The organism is Dethiosulfovibrio russensis (assembly GCF_021568855.1).
Taxonomy (GTDB): Bacteria; Synergistota; Synergistia; order Synergistales; family Dethiosulfovibrionaceae; genus Dethiosulfovibrio; species Dethiosulfovibrio russensis.
Map to the genome: position 1 here is coordinate 298394 of NZ_JAKGUG010000004.1, position 18355 is coordinate 316748.

17 protein-coding genes are annotated in these 18355 nt (G+C 54.6%); 1 reads left to right on the plus strand and 16 read right to left on the minus strand.

All coding sequences use genetic code 11. The features are described 5' to 3' along the window. Position 1: 1 nt before the first annotated feature. The 15 genes from fliF to ppsA form a co-directional block, all read right to left on the minus strand. Positions 2-1573 carry a flagellar basal-body MS-ring/collar protein FliF gene (fliF, locus tag L2W48_RS06530; RefSeq protein WP_236098078.1) on the minus strand — a complete coding sequence of 524 codons (1572 nt, stop codon included), beginning with the start codon at positions 1571-1573 and terminating at the stop codon, positions 2-4. A gap of 9 nt (positions 1574-1582) precedes the next feature. Further along, on the minus strand, positions 1583-1888 hold the full coding sequence (fliE, locus tag L2W48_RS06535) for a flagellar hook-basal body complex protein FliE (protein ID WP_005658986.1): 306 nt from the start codon (positions 1886-1888) through the stop codon (positions 1583-1585). 173 nt (positions 1889-2061) lie between these two features. Continuing rightward, the gene (locus L2W48_RS06540) at positions 2062-2367 is read right to left on the minus strand and encodes a hypothetical protein (protein WP_005658988.1); all 306 of its coding nucleotides are present in this window, start codon (positions 2365-2367) and stop codon (positions 2062-2064) included. A 116-nt stretch (positions 2368-2483) separates the two neighbouring features. Continuing rightward, positions 2484-4358, minus strand: a complete 1875-nt coding sequence (gene htpG, locus L2W48_RS06545; RefSeq protein ID WP_236098076.1) for a molecular chaperone HtpG — start codon at positions 4356-4358, stop codon at positions 2484-2486. A gap of 32 nt (positions 4359-4390) precedes the next feature. Continuing rightward, a complete protein-coding gene (locus L2W48_RS06550; protein WP_236098074.1) occupies positions 4391-5026 on the minus strand; it encodes a transglycosylase SLT domain-containing protein in 636 nt (211 codons plus the stop codon). Positions 5027-5142: 116 nt separating this feature from the next. After that, positions 5143-5565 carry a flagellar basal body rod protein FlgC gene (flgC, locus tag L2W48_RS06555; protein ID WP_005658992.1) on the minus strand — a complete coding sequence of 141 codons (423 nt, stop codon included), beginning with the start codon at positions 5563-5565 and terminating at the stop codon, positions 5143-5145. Between the two features lie 10 nt (positions 5566-5575). Continuing rightward, a complete protein-coding gene (gene flgB, locus L2W48_RS06560) occupies positions 5576-5971 on the minus strand; it encodes a flagellar basal body rod protein FlgB (RefSeq protein WP_236098073.1) in 396 nt (131 codons plus the stop codon). 19 nt (positions 5972-5990) lie between these two features. Continuing rightward, positions 5991-6812: a GTP-sensing pleiotropic transcriptional regulator CodY gene (codY, locus tag L2W48_RS06565; protein ID WP_236098072.1), complete on the minus strand. Its 822-nt coding sequence runs from the start codon at positions 6810-6812 to the stop codon at positions 5991-5993. Between the two features lie 61 nt (positions 6813-6873). Then, positions 6874-8298, minus strand: a complete 1425-nt coding sequence (hslU, locus tag L2W48_RS06570) for an ATP-dependent protease ATPase subunit HslU (RefSeq protein ID WP_236098071.1) — start codon at positions 8296-8298, stop codon at positions 6874-6876. Then, entirely contained in the window at positions 8298-8825 is a 528-nt protein-coding gene (gene hslV, locus L2W48_RS06575; protein WP_236098069.1) for an ATP-dependent protease subunit HslV, read from the minus strand. The genes hslU and hslV overlap by 1 nt, the downstream gene beginning before the upstream one ends. After that, complete coding sequence (locus L2W48_RS06580) at positions 8826-9713, minus strand: tyrosine recombinase XerC (protein ID WP_268906401.1); 888 nt, start codon at positions 9711-9713, stop codon at positions 8826-8828. It lies immediately after the preceding gene. Positions 9714-9895: 182 nt separating this feature from the next. Further along, positions 9896-11239: a methylenetetrahydrofolate--tRNA-(uracil(54)-C(5))-methyltransferase (FADH(2)-oxidizing) TrmFO gene (gene trmFO, locus L2W48_RS06585; protein ID WP_236098067.1), complete on the minus strand. Its 1344-nt coding sequence runs from the start codon at positions 11237-11239 to the stop codon at positions 9896-9898. After that, positions 11236-13365 (minus strand): type I DNA topoisomerase, encoded by a 2130-nt coding sequence (gene topA / locus L2W48_RS06590; protein ID WP_236098064.1) that lies wholly within the window; start codon positions 13363-13365, stop codon positions 11236-11238. Before topA ends, trmFO begins: the two co-directional genes overlap by 4 nt. Before the next feature lie 15 nt (positions 13366-13380). After that, positions 13381-13647: a hypothetical protein gene (locus L2W48_RS06595; RefSeq protein ID WP_156775049.1), complete on the minus strand. Its 267-nt coding sequence runs from the start codon at positions 13645-13647 to the stop codon at positions 13381-13383. Between the two features lie 148 nt (positions 13648-13795). Continuing rightward, complete coding sequence (gene ppsA, locus L2W48_RS06600; RefSeq protein WP_236098062.1) at positions 13796-16180, minus strand: phosphoenolpyruvate synthase; 2385 nt, start codon at positions 16178-16180, stop codon at positions 13796-13798. Positions 16181-16380: 200 nt separating this feature from the next. On the opposite strand from ppsA, the gene L2W48_RS06605 reads away from it, so the two are divergent. Continuing rightward, on the plus strand, positions 16381-17511 hold the full coding sequence (locus tag L2W48_RS06605) for a PucR family transcriptional regulator (protein ID WP_236098060.1): 1131 nt from the start codon (positions 16381-16383) through the stop codon (positions 17509-17511). A 5-nt stretch (positions 17512-17516) separates the two neighbouring features. On the opposite strand, the gene L2W48_RS06610 is transcribed toward L2W48_RS06605, so the two are convergent. Further along, positions 17517-18341, minus strand: coding sequence for a pyruvate, water dikinase regulatory protein (locus L2W48_RS06610; protein WP_236098059.1), 825 nt, complete (start codon positions 18339-18341; stop codon positions 17517-17519). Positions 18342-18355 lie beyond the last annotated feature (14 nt).

The following is an 18355-nucleotide window of genomic DNA, read 5'->3' on the forward strand; positions in this document are numbered from 1 at the left end:
ATCAGTCCTCGACTATCCATTCGCGAATAAAAGCCGCAAATTCTTCCGGATTGTTCAGCGCATAGTTCCGGATCTGCTCCTCCAGGACGGCAAGCTCTCCCTGGGCTTCCATGGATCCCGGAGAAGATAGGAGGTCCTGAAGGCTGGGGACCTGCCCGGCGTCCTCGGCCCTCTTGGCGGCATCGAGAGATTTTCTTCGACGGCGCCTGCGATACCACATGAACAGGGCAAGAGCCAGAATTATAAGCAGTATTCCAAGCAACGTAACGGTGGCGACTATCTTCTGCCGCCTCTCCGCTGCCAGCTGTTCGGCCATTCGGTCCGCCAATGTCGTGGAGAATTTCATCGACTGGATAGCGATCTGGTCGCCTCTGCCGGAGTCGAGACCGATGGCGGGAGCCACCAAGGCCCGAATATCCTCAAGCTGTTCCTCCGAAAGGTCGCCGTCCACTAGGACGGAGGCGGTTAGACGCCTTATGGAACCGGGAGTCTCGACGTTTTCCGATTCGTGGGTCGTTATCTCGTAGTTGGTGACCGTGTCCATCTTGTTGTATTCGCCTACGCCACCTGCACCTGTGTCTATGGCGTAACCGGGGATGTTGGTGGTGGTTCCCGGAGCTCCTCCGGTAGGCCCACCTGGGCCGACGTAGCTCTCCTCTGTGTTCTGTTCGCTTCGAACAACGCCTTTGCCGGTGGGACCGGGAATATACTGGGTGGAGGCGTTTCTCTTCTTGTCCAGGTCGAGATCGACCTTTATGCGGACAACAACGCTGCCTGGGCCGAAGACCCGTTCCAGCATGGCCCGGACTTTACGCTCCATCTCCTTTTCCTGCTGTCTTTCCAGTTCCCTCTGGACCGATGATACGGTTCGGCCTGCTCCGTCGGAATAGATGAACATGTCGTCCTCTATGAGGTCCGACAATACGTTGCCGTCGGTGTCCACAACCGTCACGTCGTCCGGCTGGAGTCCCTCCACGCTGTGGCTTACGAGATGGACGATCGCCTTTATCTGCTCCGGGTTTATCGAGGCTCCCTGATGTATCCGGACCAGGACAGAGGCTGTGGCTGGTTGTTGCTGCTCCAGAAAAAGATGAGGCTGAGGAATCACGATGTTTATCTTTGCGTATTCAACGCTGTCTATCTGGGCCACCGTCCTGGCCAGTTCGCCTTCCAGCGCCCTGACGTAGGTTATCTTTTGCTGAAATTCGCTCATGCCCATCTGGACGTCGTCGAAGATCTCGTATCCCTTGACACCGCCCTTGGGCAGTCCCGCTCTGGCCAGTTCAAGACGAACCTCGTATACGTGCTCCTCCGGAAGAAGTATGGCGTTCGCTCCGGGATCGAGTCTGTAGGGGATCTTGTTTTCCTTGAGATAGGCCACTATGGAGGCCTCGTCCTGGATTTCGAGTCCGGAAAACAGGGGCTCCCAGGATTCCCGACCGGATAGGACGACCAGGGCTATCAGGCCAAAGAACACAAGCGACACTATTCCCACCAGGGTGACTTTCTGCCACTTCTGGAGGGAGGACCAAAGAAGCCCTATTTTATTTTTTATCTCTGAAAGACGTTCCATATCAAATTATCATACTGCCATTCTGCTCAGTTGCTGATAGGCATCGACCAGTTTATCCCTGACCCGGACCAACAGCTGAAAGGCGAGAGATGCCTTCTCCACCGAGAGAGTGACCTCCGAGACGTCGTCGACGTCGCCCAGCGATAGCCTCTGGACCATGGCATTCGAGTCCATCTGAAGCTCGTTCACTCCGACAACCGCTTCTTTAAGCGAATCCTCGAAGGAACGTGCTGGAGCGGCGACTTCTGGGCTTTTGAAGACGTTACCTACGTCGCTGCCATGCATCTTGGAAAAATCTATGCGAATGCCGTCCACGATTCACACTCCTCCTCAAATCTAAAAAAATCCAACTGGTCTATTCTACCATGAGAGTAACTAGACTCTAGGTAATCCAGTCCCTTACTGCCTTAAGTATAGTAGGTCTTTCGCCTCATAGGTAGAGATGAAAAAAGCCGCCAAGAAGGCGGCTACAAAGCACGAAAGGGATATCAAAGCTGATTGAGAACCTGGACTTTTTTAACCAGTACGTAGATTCGACCGCTTCCCAAAGAAGACCTGAGCTCTCCAGCGACCCATATGGGGGTGTTCTCCTCCTGAGCTTCCAGCCATCGGATTATCTCTGGATCGAAGGCCCTCATCCTGAGATAGTCGACCCTGTCACTTCCGTCCATGTCGCGGTATTCCCTCTTCAGGGAGAACTCGAAGTAAGAACCCAGGCGGTTCTCTCCTCTTGTGTCCCCCTTTACAAAGTGGAGAACCCCCGAAAGGTATATGTCGTTGACTAATCTTTCCATCCCTTTTCCTCCTCGAAATTCGTCATGACTAGCTTATATTTTCGCCCTTCGGCGTCCTCTTCTTCTTGAGACCAAGATATCACACAAGGGGTGTCGTGAGCAAATGGAAACCCCGGTTAGTTCAGGGCTTTCTCCATAACAACGCTCAACTGATGACCGAACTCGGCGGGATCCTTTAGGGTTCCACCTTCAGCCAGTACGGCCTGTCCGTATAGCACGGAACAGAACGGTCGAAGCGATTCTTCGTCACCCTTCTCCAGCATAGAGGCCATGCTTTTAAGAACGCGATGACCCGGGTTGATCTCAAGCACCCTCTTGACCTCCGGCACATCCTCTCCCATCGCCTTCATGATCCTCTCCATCTGGGGGGTAATGTCGTCCTCATCTCCGACGAGACAGGCAGGAGAGGACGTTAGCCGAGAGGATACCCTCACGTCTTTTATCTCCTCTTTAAGGCTGTCTTTGATGAAGTCGATCAGTCCTCCCAGGTTTTTCCTGGCTTCGTCGTTTTCCTCGTCGTCCGAGATCCTGGCCACGGAGCGAAGCTCCTTGTCACGGAACGATGCTCCCTGGACCCACATTTCGTCCACAGGATCGGCCAGCAGGAGCACTTCTTCTTCCTTCTCCAAAAGCGATTCAATGTGAGGAGATTTTCTTAGGACCTCGACGGATGGTCCGGTTATGTAGTGTATGACATCCTGTCCTTCAGGCATACGGTCTACGTATTCGTCCAACGTAGTGAGCTTTTCCGAATCAGTGGAGGAGAAAAGACAGAGCTTCTTGACGGTCTCCTCCTCTCCTTCGCCCTGGATCAACCCTTCCTTGAGGACCACGCCGAACTCGTCCCAAAACTTGAGGTATTTTTCTCGATCTTCTTTGAGCATCTTTTTCAGGGTCTGAAGGGTCTTTCTCGCCACGCTTTTACGGATCAGCCTGACCTGCCGATCCTGCTGGAGAATCTCCCTGGATATGTTGAGGGAGAGGTCTTCCGAGTCGACTACTCCCTTTACGAAACGAAGGTAGCTCGGCAGGATCTCGTCGCAGTCGTCCATGATGAAGACCCTTTTGACGTAGAGGCCTATCCCCTTTCGCCCCTCCCTCATGAACATGTCGTAAGGGGCTTTGGGGGGTATGAATAGTATGCCATGCATCTCGTTTACACCCTCGGTGGAGAAGACTATTCTCGCCAGAGGATCCTGCCAGTCGTGGGCGACGTGACGGTAGAACTGTCGGTATTCCTCGTCGGTGACCTCGTCCTCCTGACGCATCCAGAGGGCTTTCATGGAGTTCAAAGTCTCGTCTTCCAGCACCTTGCCGTTGTCGTCCTTGGGTTTCTCGACCTGCATTTTTATGGGGTAGGAGACGAAGTCCGAGTAGGTTCGAACTATCTCTCGGATGGCCCATTCGGAGGTGTAGTCTTTCATTCCGTTTTCCGGATCGGATTCTTTTAGATGAAGGGTGACAGTGGTACCCGGTATGGGACGTTCCGCCTCCTCCAACGTGTAGGTTCCATCTCCGGATGATTCCCAACGCCAGGCCTTCTCGGATCCGGCCTTTCGCGTTAGAAGAGTAACCCTGTCGGCCACCATGAAGGCGGAGTAGAATCCGACTCCGAACTGGCCTATGAGCATCTCGGCGGCGTCGCCTTCCCGTTTTTCCTTCAGCCTGTCCAGAAACTCCTTCGTCCCAGATTTAGCTATTGTACCGATGTAGGACACGATTTCGTCTTTGTCCATACCTATTCCGTTGTCCGATACGGACAGGTTGCGGTCCTGCTCGTCCCTGACTATGCGGATGAAGGGATCCTTGGCATATTCGCTAAGGCCGTGGTCCGTCAGGGATTCCAGGTGAAGCTTGTCCAGCGCATCAGATGCGTTGGAGATGAGCTCTCGCAAAAAAATGTCCTTGTTCGAGTAAACCGAGTAGATCATCATGTCCAATATCTGTTTGGCCTCGGTCTCAAAACTGTGGGTCTCTTTTACGGTACTCATCCCGATTTCCTCCTTATTACGTAATTAGCCTTTTATTTAGAGACTGCGGCGGCGTTCCTCCGCATGGTCCCCCTATATGACATTATCTTCGAGACGTATCTGCTGCTGTTGGCACCGAGATACCTGTGCAGGGCTTTCTCAACGTTGCCCCCCGCGCTCTTGAGATAGTTGGAGAATATCCAGGTACCGACCAGTATGTTGTTCCTGGGAGACATCAGGCTTTCGGTGTTCTTTATCCATGGGAAGGTTCGAGCTATTGACTTACGATGAACCTTCCAGTATATCTGCATAAGTCCGTAGGCGTAGCGAGATCTTGCTCTGGGACGGACTCTGGATTCCTTGACTATCATTCCGGCGATCAAGGCAGGGTCGTTTATCCCGTATTTATCGCAGGCCTCTATTACGTAACCGGCATATTCCAGCGCCTTCGCCCAGGATACCTCGCCGTTGTAGTGTCTGAAGCCCTTCGCTATAGCTCTACGAAGCCCTTCCTTCGAGGAAGCCTCTTTCTCCTGAGTCTTGAACTGAGAGGATGAACGATATTGCTCTCTTATGTATTCGTCCAGAGCCTTGGCTTTTTCCATGTGGGACATCGCCCATCCCGCAGTCGATGAATACAGGAGGACGCAAAGGACCACTAAGACAACCGATCTTATTCGATGGATCATACATATCACTCTCCGTGTTTTTTGATATTTCCAAGGGTTTGATTTTACAGGACCTTTTCCTAAGGGGCAAGAGAAGAGGAGAGGCCCCTAAAGGGGCCCCTCCGAAGAGTCCACAGTCATCCCTTGAGAATATCAAGAGCACCGGTCCACATGCTTTTGGCCGAGGTGGTGACGGCCAGGTTGGCCTCGTAGGCCCTGCTGGCCACCATCATGTCCGCCATTTCCCTGACTACGCTGACGTTGGGCATGGCTACGTAGCCTTCCTGATCGGCGTCGGGGTGATCGGGCTGATAGACCAGTCTGGGTGCCGTCGTGGTGTCCTTTGCGATCTCGACTACCTTAACTCCCCCCTTGACCTTACCGTCCTCGCCGATCTCGTCCAGTATCTGCTGGAACACCGGAACTCTCCTGACATAAGGTCCGCCTTCCGGGGTTCTGGATGAGTTTACGTTGGCCAGGTTCTGAGAGATGGTGTCCATCCAGAGTCTATGGGCGGTAAGCGAGCTGGCAGCTACGTCTATCGACTTGAAAACTCTCATTTTATCTCTCCTATCCTCCCATGGCCGTCTTGTAACCCGATACCTTTTTGGAAACCAAGCGGGTCATGGCGTCGTAGCCCATCTTGGTCTCAGCCAGTTTTGCCATCTCGATCTCGGGATCGACGTTGTTCCTGTCCAAACGATAGAGTTGATCGGGAATTCTGTCCTCTCTGGGAGTTACCTCCTCGACCGACCTGGCGTGGATCGTCATGTGTTTCGGGTCGGTGGTCGCCATGGGCAGTCTTTTGGGCCCGTTGACTATATCGTCCAGCTGATCCTCGAAGGAGACTTCCCTCCTGGCGTAGCCGGGAGTGTTGGCGTTGGCCAGGTTTTGGCCTACGGAACGAAATCTATGAGCAAGGCCCTGAAGATCTTTTTCCATCACCTTCCAGGTTAGATCGAACACGATACCACCTCCGTTTGTTTTACACTCCGATTTCCATACCGAGCTCCTCGATGAAGAGGGGGCTCAATATCTTGATGAATGTGCCTTTCATGCCAAGGCTCCTGCTCTCTATTATACCGGCACTTTCGAGTTTTCGCAGGGCGTTTACTATGACACTTCTGGTAACTCCGACTCTGTCCGCCACCTTGCTGGCTATTACGACTCCCTCGAAGGCGTTGAGCTCCTTGATTATGTGTTTTATCGACTCCACCTCGGAATAGGAGAGAGCCCTCATGGCCATCTGTACGACCAGTCGCTCCCTGGCACGCTCCTCGATTATCTTGGTCCTCTCGTGAAGGATCTCTATGCCGACCAGAGTGGCGAGGTATTCGGCCAGAACGAAGTCCTTGGTCCTGAAGGTCTCGGCAAAGCGGACCAGCATCAGGGTTCCCAGTCTCTCGGCCGCACCGTATATGGGAACGAAGAGAGCGTCCTTCTCCGGCTCGGAGGTCTTCTCCTCTGGGTCGTCGAACATATAGGCATCGGACTTGCTCATGAGGCTTTCCCTCTGCTGGTTGAGCCTCTCGATGAAGCTCTCCGGCATGTAGCCGGTCTCCAGGAAGGACGCTATGGCCTCGGAGTGATACTCACTTACCCAGGAATGGCCCAGTATCTGCCCATCTCGACTCAGGATGTAGACGTTCGCTGTGGAGAACTCCCCTAAAAGCCTGGCCAACTTGCTGTAGTCCGGCTTGGTTCCCTCTCTGCGACTCTGAAGAGCCCTTCCGACCAATCTGGTCTTTTCGAGCAGATCCTGCATCTCTTCGGAGTTGGAGACTATGTTATCGTTTACCTTTTCCATTCAAAAAACCCTCCTTAAATTATTTCCGTTCAAAAACGGAGCTACGCCGGACACATTAGATTTAGAGTAGATAACGTCTGACGTCGCTGTCTTTCACCAGTGGTTCCAGACGATCTTTTACGAAAGATCCATCTACGGTGAAAGTCTCCCCCTTGCGTTCGGGGGCCTCGAAACTTATATCCTCCAGGAGCTGTTCGACCATTGTGTGAAGTCGTCTGGCTCCGATGTTTTCCATCTCCAGGTTCATCCTCTCGGCTAGAGAGGCGATCTCTCGGACCCCCTCGTCCTCGAAGACGAGAGAGACTTCTTCCGTCTTCAGAAGTGCTTCGTATTGCTCTATGAGGCTATGTTTGGGTTCGGTAAGTATTCTGGCCAGCTGTGTTTTGTCCAGAGCCTCCAGCTCCACCCTTATTGGGAAGCGGCCCTGAAGCTCCGGCACCAAATCGGACGGTTTGCTCTGATGAAAGGCCCCAGCAGCTATGAAGAGAACGTGATCGGTGGACACCTGACCGTGTTTCGTCTGGACGGTGCATCCCTCCACGACGGGAAGCAGATCCCTCTGCACTCCGTCTCGACTGACGTCGTGACCTCCTCCGCCGCTGCCTCTGGAGACTATTTTGTCTATCTCGTCGACGAAGATTATTCCCTCTTCCTGAGCTTTTTCCATCCCCATTCTGGTAGCGGCCTCCACGTCTATGAGTTTCTCCGCTTCCTCGTTCTGGAGGACTCTGAGGGCGTCTTTTACCTTCATCGTCTTTCGCTTTTTTTTCTTGGGCATCAGGCCACCCAGCATCTCGCCGAGGTTTATGCCCATCTCGTCCATTCCGGCTCCGCCCATTATGGGAATTCCCATCTGAGCAGATTCCTGGATCTCTATCTCGACCTCACGGTCGTCCAGTTTCCCCTGGACAAGCAGGTCCAGAAGCTTGGAACGGGTGGACTGACGCATTCTGTCTTCTTCGGGCGTCTCCTGCTCCTCTTCCTGTGAGTCGTCCTCTCCGCTCATTCCCTTGATGACGCTCATGAAGGTGGGCATGCCTCCGGAACGACTTTTCTTGCCGGGGACCAGAAAGTCGACCACCCTATCCCTGGCTTTTTCCATGGCGGGAGTCTGAACGTCCTCAAGCATTCTCTTCTTGACCATCTGGATGGCAGTCTCCACCAGGTCTCGGACCATGGACTCTACGTCCCGTCCAACGTATCCGACCTCGGTGAACTTGGTGGCCTCCACCTTGACGAAGGGCGCGTTTACCAATTCGGCCAGCCGCCTGGCGATCTCAGTCTTTCCAACTCCGGTAGGCCCTACCATGAGTATGTTTTTAGGGGCGACTTCCTTGGCCAGTTCGGGATCGAGCATCCTTCTACGAAAACGGTTCCTAAGAGCGATGGCTACCGCCCTTTTGGCTTTATCCTGACCGACTATGTAGCGGTCCAGGTAGCTGACTATTGCGGAAGGGACCAAGGTGGATCCGTCTTCTACGAACATTACAGCACCTCCATGGAAATCACGTCATCGGTATAAATGCAGATGCTCGAGGCTATCTCGAGGGATCTTCTGGCTATTTTATCTGCGTCCCAGCCGCTGCATTCCATATAGGCCCTGGCAGCCGCGAGGGCGTAGGCCGATCCGGATCCGATGGCAGCCGCGTCGTGCTCCGGCTCTATGATGTCACCGGCTCCGGACAGAAGTATTGTGTGGGACCTGTCTGCGACCAACATCATGGCCTCCAGGCGACGAAGCATACGGTCAGTACGCCACTGTTTGCCCAGCTCGACGGCGGCTCTCATGAGATTTCCTCCGTGTTCCTCGAGTTTTTTCTCGAAAAGTTCGAGCAATGTCATGGCGTCGGCGGTGGAGCCGGCGAAGCCGGCCAGCACTGTTCCGCCGTGAAGACGACGGACCTTTACCGTGTTGGATTTTATTATCTGGTTTCCCAAGGTCATCTGGCCATCTCCGGCCATGGCGACCTTGTCTCCCTGCCTGACGCAGAGAATAGTAGTTCCTTCGAACATTTAAGCGTCACCTCCAGCCCTAGGATGGGCCGATTCATAGCTCTTCTTTAGATGCTGAGCGGTTATCCTGAGGTATCTCTGGGTGGTCGTGAGATGCTCATGCCCCAGGAGTTCCTGTACCACCCTCAGGGAGGCTCCTCCCTCAAGTAGATGGGTGGCGAAGCTGTGTCTGAGAGAGTGGGGGGTAACCCCGTTCACTCCGGCCTTGGCGGCGGCGGCCACGACTACCCTGTGGACCGTTCGGACCGTCAAGCAGCCTCCTTTTTTGCCTGGAAAGACATATTCGTCTCCCGGCATGGACAGAGCCTTGAGCCCCATCAGTGCCCTCTGAGCCATGGATCCAAAGGGAACCGCTCTTTCCTTGGATCCCTTTCCCATGACCTTCAGCCATCGTTCCTCTATCTCCACATCCTCCCAACGAACCGAGACGACCTCGGCCACCCTGAGGCCGCATCCGTACAGCAGCTCTATCAGAGCGCCGTTTCGCAAGCCCTGTTCGTCGTCATCGTAGGCACAGTCGATCATCCTGGAGACCTGTTCGACCGACATCGCCCGAGGAAGGCGATCGGATCTCCTAGGACCTCTGACCCTGCCGGACGGGTCCTTCTCTATGATTCTCTCCTCGAACAGGTACTTCATAAGGCTTTTTATGGCGGACAGTTTTCGTCCCACCGACGCAGGAGCGAAACCGTAGCCGGAAAGAGACCTTACGAAGGCCCTAATCTCTCCGGTGGCTATGTCGGACACGTCCGAAACGCCCTGTGTCTCCAGGAATTCAGCGAATTGCGCCAAATCGACTCCGTAATTTGTAATCGTATGCTCTGATAGACCTGATGTGTTCATACGATCTAGAAATCCGTCTATAGCGGAATATATCTGAAGACTCATTTGATTATTCTACCATCTCCTCGCGAAAACAACACCAACTTTTCAAAAGACACAGAAAAAGAGGGCTCCTGCCCTCTTTCTTATATCCAGGAGGTCCGTTTAATGGCATAAAAGGATACCACAAAACAGCACAATTGGAAATATTGCCCTTAAAAATCCATCAGACGGAACTAAATCGGTATCTACTCCTCGGACCAAAGTTTTTTCCACCTGGTATCGGAAAGAAAATCGTCCATACGGTCTCGGGCCCTGAGAGCTACTCTACGGCATCGCTCGGGCTTCAGCTTTATCCTCTCCCCCAGCGAGGGAAATATGCCCAAATTGACGTTGGTAGGCTGAAAACGCTTCACAGTGTCGTCGGAAAGTCGATTCAGCAAGGCGCCTATGGCGGTCTCCACAGGCCATTCCGGGAGGGGCAGCTCCATGTTGGAGGACAGGAGGTTAAGCGCCGCCACCATGCCCATGGCCACGCTCTCGACGTATCCCTCCACCCCGGATATCTGTCCTGCAAGATAGATATCCTCTGCACCGCCTCTGAAACGAAGATGTCCGTCCAGGACCTTGGGAGCATTGACATATATGTTTCTATGCATGACTCCCTTGCGGACGAACTCCACGTTTTCCAGCCCTGGGATGAGCCGGAAGACTCTGTCCTGCTCCCCCCACTTAAGGTTGGTCTGGAAACCGACTATGTTGTAGACCGAACCGTCTCTATTGTCCTGCCTGAGCTGGACCACCGCAAAGAAACGCTCTCCCGTAACGGGATGCTCCAGTCCTACCGGACGGAGAGGGCCGAAACACAGGGTATCGGGGCCCCTTTCCGCCAGAGCCTCTACGGGCATACACCCCTCGAAGTACTTTATCTTGCTCTCGAAGTCGTGACGGGGGGCTCTCTCCGCCTCCAGAAGGGCCTTGTGAAAAGCACGATACTGTTCCTCGTTCATAGGACAGTTTATGTAGTCTCCGCCCTCTTCCTCGGAGTATCTGTCTTTTCTGTAGGCTACGGTCATGTCTATGGTGTCAGACAGCACCAGAGGCGCTACCGCATCGTAGAAGAAGAGGGACTCTTCTCCCGCCAGCTCTCCTATGGATCTGGCCAAGGGCTCGGAGGTGAGGGGACCGGTGGCCAATATCGCCGGGCCCTCCGGAACTTCTTCGACCTCCCGTCGTTCCACCTGTATTAGTGGATGGGACAGCAGCTCATCCGTCACAGAAGCGGCAAAGCCATCTCTGTCGACCGCAAGGGCCTTTCCAGCCGGAACGGAGTTTTCGTCGGCGACCTTCATGATCAGGCTGCCCAAGGCCCTAAGCTCGGATTTGAGTATGCCTGCCGGGGTCGTTTCGGTGTCCCCTCCCAGGGAGTTGCTGCACACCAGCTCGGCGAAGAGGTCGGTCCTATGGGCCGGAGATGGAACCTGAGGTCTCATTTCCACGAGGGTGACAGGTACGCCCCTCTTCGCAATCTGCCAGGCCGCCTCGGAGCCGGCCAAGCCGGCACCGACGACCGTTACTCTTCTGGGCATCATTCGACCCCCTTATGGCCGCATTGGGTGCATACGGGGGTACGGGATCTGCCCTTGTATTCCATAAGTCCCCCGCATTCGGGACATTTCTCGGCGGCTGGCTTGTTCCAGGAGACGAAATCGCAGTCGGGGTATCTGGAGCAACCGTAGAAGATCCTTCCCTTCTTGCTCTTTCTCTGGACAACCTCTCCGCCCTTGTCGGAGCCGCATTTAGGACAGGGAACCCCGATTTTCTTCAGGATAGGCCTGGTGTATTTGCATTCCGGATAGCCGCTGCAGGCTATGAATTCGCCGAAACGTCCTCTTTTCTTCACCAGAGGTTTGCCGCATTCGGGGCAGTCCTCGCCGATGAATTCTGGCGGAGGCGGCGGAACCTTTGGGGCCTTTTCCGCCTCGGCTATGGCCCTCGTAAAGGGTTCCCAGAACTGGGATACGACTTCTACCCAGTCTCTCTCGTTTTCCTCCACCAGGTCCAGAGATTCCTCCATGGTGGCGGTGAACCCGGTGTTGACTATAGGCGATACGCTGTCACCGTCAAAATGATCGAGGAGAAAACCGTCCACCGATCGTCCCAGAGCGGTGGGGACCAGGTGCTTTTCGTCGTCTTTCTCGACGTAGGCTCTGTCGTACAGGGTTTCGACTATGGATGCGTAGGTGGATGGCCTTCCGACACCCTCGTCTTCCAGGGTCTTTATGAGGCTTGCCTCGGTGAAACGTGCGGGGGGCTTTGTCTCTTTTCTCTCCTGGTCCATTCGGTCGACCGAGAGGGTCTCGCCTTCGACGGCGGGAGACACTATGTCGTCCTTGGTCTCTATGGGCCAGACGGCACCCCACCCCTCGAAACGAACGACCGCTCCCTTCTGTCTGAGACCGTAGGGTCCCGAGGCGGCCTCGACCGTAGAGTTATCTATCTTGGCAGGAGTCATCTGACAGGCCACGGTTCGACGCCATATGAGGTCGTAGAGACGATACTGCTCCGGGGTAAGCTCCGATTTTATATCCTCCGGCTTCAGGGATATGTCGGTGGGACGGATGGCCTCGTGAGCGTCCTGAGACCTCCCCTTGGAGGAAAAAACGTTTGCCTTTTCCGGAAGGTAGTTTTTACCCCATCCCTTGGAGATCAGGTCCCTTATGGAGCCGATGGCCTCGGGAGCCAGTCTAAGACTGTCGGTTCTCATGTAGGTTATGAGACCTGTAAGTCCTCTGCCGTGTATGTTTATGCCCTCGAACAGAGACTGGGCCACCCTCATGGCCCGACGAGGGGAAAAACCGAGTCTCCTCGCGGCTTCCTGCTGCAGCGTGCTGGTCTTCAAGGGAGCGGGGGCCTTTCTGCGTCCCTCTCTGGTGGTAAAGGAGGTGACTGTTATGCCCTCTCTCTTTACCGTGTCGACTATTTCCTGGGCTTTTTCGGCACTGTCTATTTTCATGGGACGACCCTTGACCATGAGGGTCTTTCCGTCTTTTTTCTCTACTTTCAGATGGTAGCTACGGCCGTCCTCCGAGCTTCCGTCGACCTCCACTATCCAGTAGGGCTGAGGCTCGAAGGTCTCTATCTCTTTCTCTCTACGGCAAAGTATGGTCAAGGCCACGGATTGCACCCTTCCGGCGGAAAGGCCGTATCTTATCTTCTTCCATAGCAGCGGGCTGAGGGTATACCCCACCAGACGGTCCAGTACTCTTCTGGCCTGCTGGGCGTTGACCTTGGCCATGTCGATAGGCTCCGGATCGTCCAGGGCCTGAACCACCGCATCCTTCGTTATCTGGTGGACCCTTATGCGACATTCCGAGTCGGGATCTATGTCCATCAGACCGGCCAGGTGCCAGGCTATGGCCTCTCCCTCTCTATCGGGGTCGGAGGCCAGAAGAACCTTGCGGCTCTTGGAGGCCAGGGAGACCAGCTCCTTCTTGATCTTGGCCTTTCCCTTGACCAATATGTATTCCGGCTGAAAGTTGGAGTCCACATCTATGGCCAGGCGGCTTTTAGGAAGGTCCATTATGTGCCCCACGCTGGCCTTGACGGTGTAGCCCGGACCTAACATTTTAGTGAGGGTTTTCGCCTTCGTGGGAGACTCTACCACCACCAGTACCGTTCCGGTATCGCTTTTAGTTTTTTTCTTCGCTTTAGCCATCCGTCGCCTCCTCTCTCAACAGATCCAGGAAGGGGCCCCGTCGTTTTTACGGATGGCCCATTCGGGTCCGTGACATATGTCTATGAAAAAAGTATCCACGAATGCGCTGAATATCTCGGCGTCGACGGGACGATGATGACTTCTGCCGAAAGCTACCGCCTCATCGATGGCTTTTTCAACGACCTCGGAGGGGACGTCTTTACAGGCAAGATAGCGATAGACCATGGTCTGAGCGTCCATATCCAAGAACCACCGTTCTACGTCGTGTAGCGTTCTAGTCACTGGCATCAATTCCTCGCTTGAAAATATATGAAACGACCGACATTGTACCCTCACCGGCGGAGTTGTCAACCGAAAGACGTCAAAATCGAGGGCGAGTGTCTCCCGCAACGGAAGCCTCGCCCTCGATCTTATATAGACTATTTAGAGCCTAACGGTCAAGCCCTGTAAGCCCTCTTATTCCGTTCAATATGAGTCTCTGCTCCACTCCGGCGACCAGTTTTCGGGTGTAGGCCACGGTGTCGGGATTGACGCTCATGCTGTCTATGCCGGATCTCACGAGGAACTCGGCAAAGTCGGGATAGAGGGACGGTCCCTGACCACAGATTGAACAGGTGATTCCGTGGCGATGGGCCGCCTCTATCAGTGTCTTTATCGCCCTGGTAACGGAGATGTTCCTCTCGTCGAAGTAGCCCATTGTGTTCAGTATGCCAGAGTCCCTGTCGACCCCCATGACCAGCTGGGTGAGGTCGTTGCTGCCTATGCTGAAGCCGTCCACCATCTGGGCGAACTCGTCGGCTGCGAAGACTACCGCAGGGACCTCGGCCATAATCCAGAGCTTGAACGATTTGTTTCGGACGAGCCCCTCGGAGGCCAATATCTCCTTGACCCTCTCCAGCTCCCAGGTAGTCCGGACGAAGGGAAGCATGACCCAGACGTTTATGAGGCCGTATTCATCTCTTACCTTCTTGATGGCACGACACTCCAGTCGGAAGCCCTCCTCGTATTCGTCGGAGATGTAGCGGGAGACCCCTCGCCAGCCTATCATGGGGTTGTTCTCCACCGGCTCGACCTCTTCCCCTCCCTTGAGGCCGCGGAATTCGTTGGTCCTGAAGTCGCTGAGGCGGACAACCACGGGACGGGGATATACAGCCTGGGCGACGGCGGTAACGGATTCGGACATCTCGTGTATGAGTTTTTCTCCCTCGCCGTTTTTGACCATGTACATGGGGTGCACTCCCAGGCTGTTGAAGATGAACTCGGTCCTCATGAGACCTATACCGTCGAAGGGAAGGTTTTTATATTTATTCACCACCGACGAGTCGCCGAGGTTCATGTATATCTTGGTTCCCGTCACGGGGGCCAGATCGTAGACCATGTCCCTGTTGTAGGACGGGGCGGCTCCCGGCGCCAGAGGAGAGTGTTTATCCTCGTCGGAGGACAGAGATACCGCTCCGTCATAGACCACCCCTCTGGTCGCGTCCACCGTGACAACCGCTCCCTCGGAAAGTCGAGAGGATCCGTCCTTGGATCCCACGATGCAGGGAATGCCCAGCTCCCTGGAAACTATGGCTGCGTGGCAGGTTCGTCCCCCTTCGTCGGTAACGACCGCGGCGGCCCTCTTCATTGCCGGGACCATATCGGGATTGGTCATGGTGGTAACCATTATCTGTCCGTCTACGACCCTGTCTATCTCATCGATGGTCTTAACCACCACCACCGTTCCCGAAGCTATGCCGGGAGAGGCGGCCAATCCTCTGACCAAAACCTTGAGCGCCTTTTTATCCTCCACGGCCTTCGCCTCCTCGTTTGTCTTGGACTCGTCCGAGAGGGTGGTGATAGGACGAGCCTGAAGTATGTAGAGCCGCGACGTGTCTCCGTCGAAGGCCCATTCTATGTCCATAGGAGCACCGTATATCTCCTCTATTCTCCGTGCCGCCGATCCCAGGGCCTTTATCTCCTCCGCGCCCAGACACTGTTTACCCACGAACTGAGGCCCCAGAAAGTCGGCTACCGGAACGGAGACCGTACCCTGTTCCGATTTCTTCTCCGCCACCATGGTCCTCTTCTCAGCCACGTTGACGTCCATAAGGGCCAGGTCCCTTTTATCCAGTATGTACTCGTCGGGAGTCACCATTCCAGAGACTACCGCCTCTCCGAGCCCCCAGCTGGCCTCTATCATTATCTGAGAACGACTGTTGGTCACGGGGTTGGCTGTGAACATGACGCCGGACCTCTCGCTGGAGACCATCTTCTGGACCACGGCGCTGAGGGCTACCTGGAAGTGATCGTATCCCTGGCGCTGCCTGTAATAGGTCGCCCTGGCGGTCCAGAGTGAGGCCCAACAGCGCCTGACGTGAGCCACGACGGAGTCGGCTCCTATCACGTGAAGATAGGTGTCCTGCTGTCCTGCAAAGGACGCGTCGGGCAGGTCCTCGGCGGTGGCGGAGCTGCGTACCGCCACCCTCGGATCGTTCAGCTCGATAGAGTCGGAAAGCTCTCTGTAGGCGGTGCGTATCTCCGCCTCAATATCCACCGGAATGGGAGACTCCTCTATAAGTCTTCTGACCGAATCGCAGGCCCTGGACAGATCGACGGAGTTCTCCACGTCCACCGATCCGACGGCCTCCCGTATCTTTCCCTCTATCCCGGCCCCTTTGATAAAGTCGACATAGGCCTGGGCGGTTACGCAGAAACCGGGAGGCACGTCCACACCGTTCACTGTTAGCTCCCCAAGGTTGGCTCCTTTTCCCCCGACCAAGGCGACGTCGTTTTTCCCTATTCCGTTGAACCATCTCACGTATCTGTAAGCCATTGAAGATCTCCTCCCCGGTATCCATAACGAACTTGCCCTATTATGCCCCGAAAAAACGGGCGAGACGTGGTATTATTTGACACAAATAACGGCATAAGTCTATAGCATAGAGACACTGAAGCATCATATTCAACCTTTATTATGAAATAAAACAACTCAAAGAGGTTTATGCTGTATAAACGGGGAGGGAGTTTACTGACATGGACCCTCTACAAGGCGAGGGCAATCCGGCATCTGTATTCATAAGGTCCATAGAGGACAGGAAGGGAGTCGAGGAGACCGTCCAGATCCTGGGAGAGTTTCTGGGCAACGTAGCTTTCTGGGAAAACGACACGGGGAATCTACACCTGGCGGCAAAATCAAGCCAGTTCGTGTCTCAGGTCAAGGAGATGCCTCTCCACGAGCTTATAGCTATATATCCTCACGGAACAGTCGAGGACAAGGGGGAAAGGCTGGGCTACGTTCTCTACTACAGGGAGGAGGGGGCGGATCCAACCGAGGAATCCCAGGTTCTCCGGTTCGGAACCACCGCTCTGAGGTTGGCTATAGAGGAAAGAAAGGGTAGGTCGGAAGAGAACCACCAGATGAAGGGCGACCTTGTCAGGGATATCCTGGCAAAGAACAGAAGGCTGGCCGAGAGATCGCTGAGAAAGGCCGCCGAAAGGGGATCGGGGATCTCTGGCCCTCTGTTCGTTCTCGTGGCGGAGTTCAACGGAGGCAAGAATACCTCGGAGCCGGTATATCTCCTGTCTCGGTGGTTTCAATCCCGTTTCCCATCGGCTTTGCAAGGGACGGTAATGGACGATCTGGTCTTGCTACTGCCGGTAAAGGGGAAGGAATGGAGGGACGATCTGGAGTCAGTCCTCGCTGAGTTTCTTTCAAAGAGAAAGGACAGAGAGGAGTTCTCCATAGGGGTAGGCTCCGTTGTGGACAACGCGGTGGAGGCGTGGAAAAGCCACGAGGAGGCGATGGAGGCCATCGTCTTGGGAGGTCGCCTCGGCAAGAAATCGGTATCCTTCTGGCAGGATATGGAGGTATACGACGTGCTCAGGAGCCTCCCCCCGACGGCTAAGAACACGAAGTTCGTTAATCGCTACATGAACGTTATCCGTCAGGACAGGGACGCAAAGGATACTCTAAGGTCGCTGGTTAGATCCGGCTGGCACCTGAAGACCGCCGCGGCTGATCTTAAGATACACTACAACACCCTCAGGTACCGCCAGGACAGGATATGGGAGATTTTAGGCATGGACGGCCAGGATCCTATGGCCAAGCTCAACCTGACCCTCGCATGTCTGATGGACGAGATAAAGGAGGACATGGGGCCCTAGGTGTTTCAGGAGTTGTTTCCGATAAAATCCAAAACCTCCTGGGCGGTCTCCTCGATGGCCCTGCCGGTTACGTCAAATACGGTAGCATCGACTCTGTTCATGACCGACCGGGCGTAGACGAGCTCTTTTTCGACTCTATCCCTCTGGGCGTAAGAGGCTTTCTCCGGGTCCAGACCGAGCATCTGGAGCCTTTCTCTTCGAATCTGCATCAGAGCGTTGGGATCTATGACCAGCCCCACTATGCGAGCTCTGGGGACCTGAAAAAGCTGCTCCGGCGGATCCAGCTCCGGGACGAGGGGGATATTGCCGGTACGATAGCCTTTGTTGGCAAGATACATGGAGAGAGGGGTCTTGCAGGTTCTGGAGACCCCAAGTATGACCAAGTCGGCCTCTCCCAGAAGATGGGGATTGCTTCCGTCATCGCAGGTTATGGAGAATTCTATGGCTTTGACCCTCCTGAAATAGGCTTCGTCCATCTGATGCATCAGCCCCGGCTCCTCTAGCGGAGGAACTCCCAGATGGGATGAGAAGGCATCCATGAGAGGTCCGAAGATGTCCACGACCTCGACACCGTATCTCTGGGCTTCCTTCCGGAAACAGGCCCTTATCTTATGTTCTACGAGGGTACAGACTATCACCGCTCCGGATTCTTTAGCCAGCTCGCAGACCTGACGAGCCATGTCCGGCTCCTTCAGATAACGGTAGCGGGTGAATTTTATCCTCTTGTCAGGGAACTGCCTCGCAGCGGCCAAGGCCACGCTGTGGGCTGTCTCCCCGGTAAAGTCGGATATAACAAATATATTAAGATCCTGTCCTTCTTCGGAAAGCACGAGAAACCACCTCT

What these genes read in the sequence shown, in the direction of transcription:
- trmFO (WP_236098067.1), bottom strand. Translation starts at nt 11,239, where the DNA reads ATGATGCCCAGAAGAGTAACGGTCGTCGGTGCCGGCTTGGCCGGCTCC.
- codY (WP_236098072.1), bottom strand. Translation starts at nt 6,812, where the DNA reads ATGGAAAAGGTAAACGATAACATAGTCTCCAACTCCGAAGAGATGCAG.
- L2W48_RS06540 (WP_005658988.1), bottom strand. Translation starts at nt 2,367, where the DNA reads ATGGAAAGATTAGTCAACGACATATACCTTTCGGGGGTTCTCCACTTT.
- fliF (WP_236098078.1), bottom strand. Translation starts at nt 1,573, where the DNA reads ATGGAACGTCTTTCAGAGATAAAAAATAAAATAGGGCTTCTTTGGTCC.
- flgC (WP_005658992.1), bottom strand. Translation starts at nt 5,565, where the DNA reads ATGAGAGTTTTCAAGTCGATAGACGTAGCTGCCAGCTCGCTTACCGCC.
- htpG (WP_236098076.1), bottom strand. Translation starts at nt 4,358, where the DNA reads ATGAGTACCGTAAAAGAGACCCACAGTTTTGAGACCGAGGCCAAACAG.
- L2W48_RS06605 (WP_236098060.1), top strand. Translation starts at nt 16,381, where the DNA reads ATGGACCCTCTACAAGGCGAGGGCAATCCGGCATCTGTATTCATAAGG.
- ppsA (WP_236098062.1), bottom strand. Translation starts at nt 16,180, where the DNA reads ATGGCTTACAGATACGTGAGATGGTTCAACGGAATAGGGAAAAACGAC.
- L2W48_RS06550 (WP_236098074.1), bottom strand. Translation starts at nt 5,026, where the DNA reads ATGATCCATCGAATAAGATCGGTTGTCTTAGTGGTCCTTTGCGTCCTC.
- topA (WP_236098064.1), bottom strand. Translation starts at nt 13,365, where the DNA reads ATGGCTAAAGCGAAGAAAAAAACTAAAAGCGATACCGGAACGGTACTG.
- L2W48_RS06580 (WP_268906401.1), bottom strand. Translation starts at nt 9,713, where the DNA reads ATGAGTCTTCAGATATATTCCGCTATAGACGGATTTCTAGATCGTATG.
- hslV (WP_236098069.1), bottom strand. Translation starts at nt 8,825, where the DNA reads ATGTTCGAAGGAACTACTATTCTCTGCGTCAGGCAGGGAGACAAGGTC.
- hslU (WP_236098071.1), bottom strand. Translation starts at nt 8,298, where the DNA reads ATGTTCGTAGAAGACGGATCCACCTTGGTCCCTTCCGCAATAGTCAGC.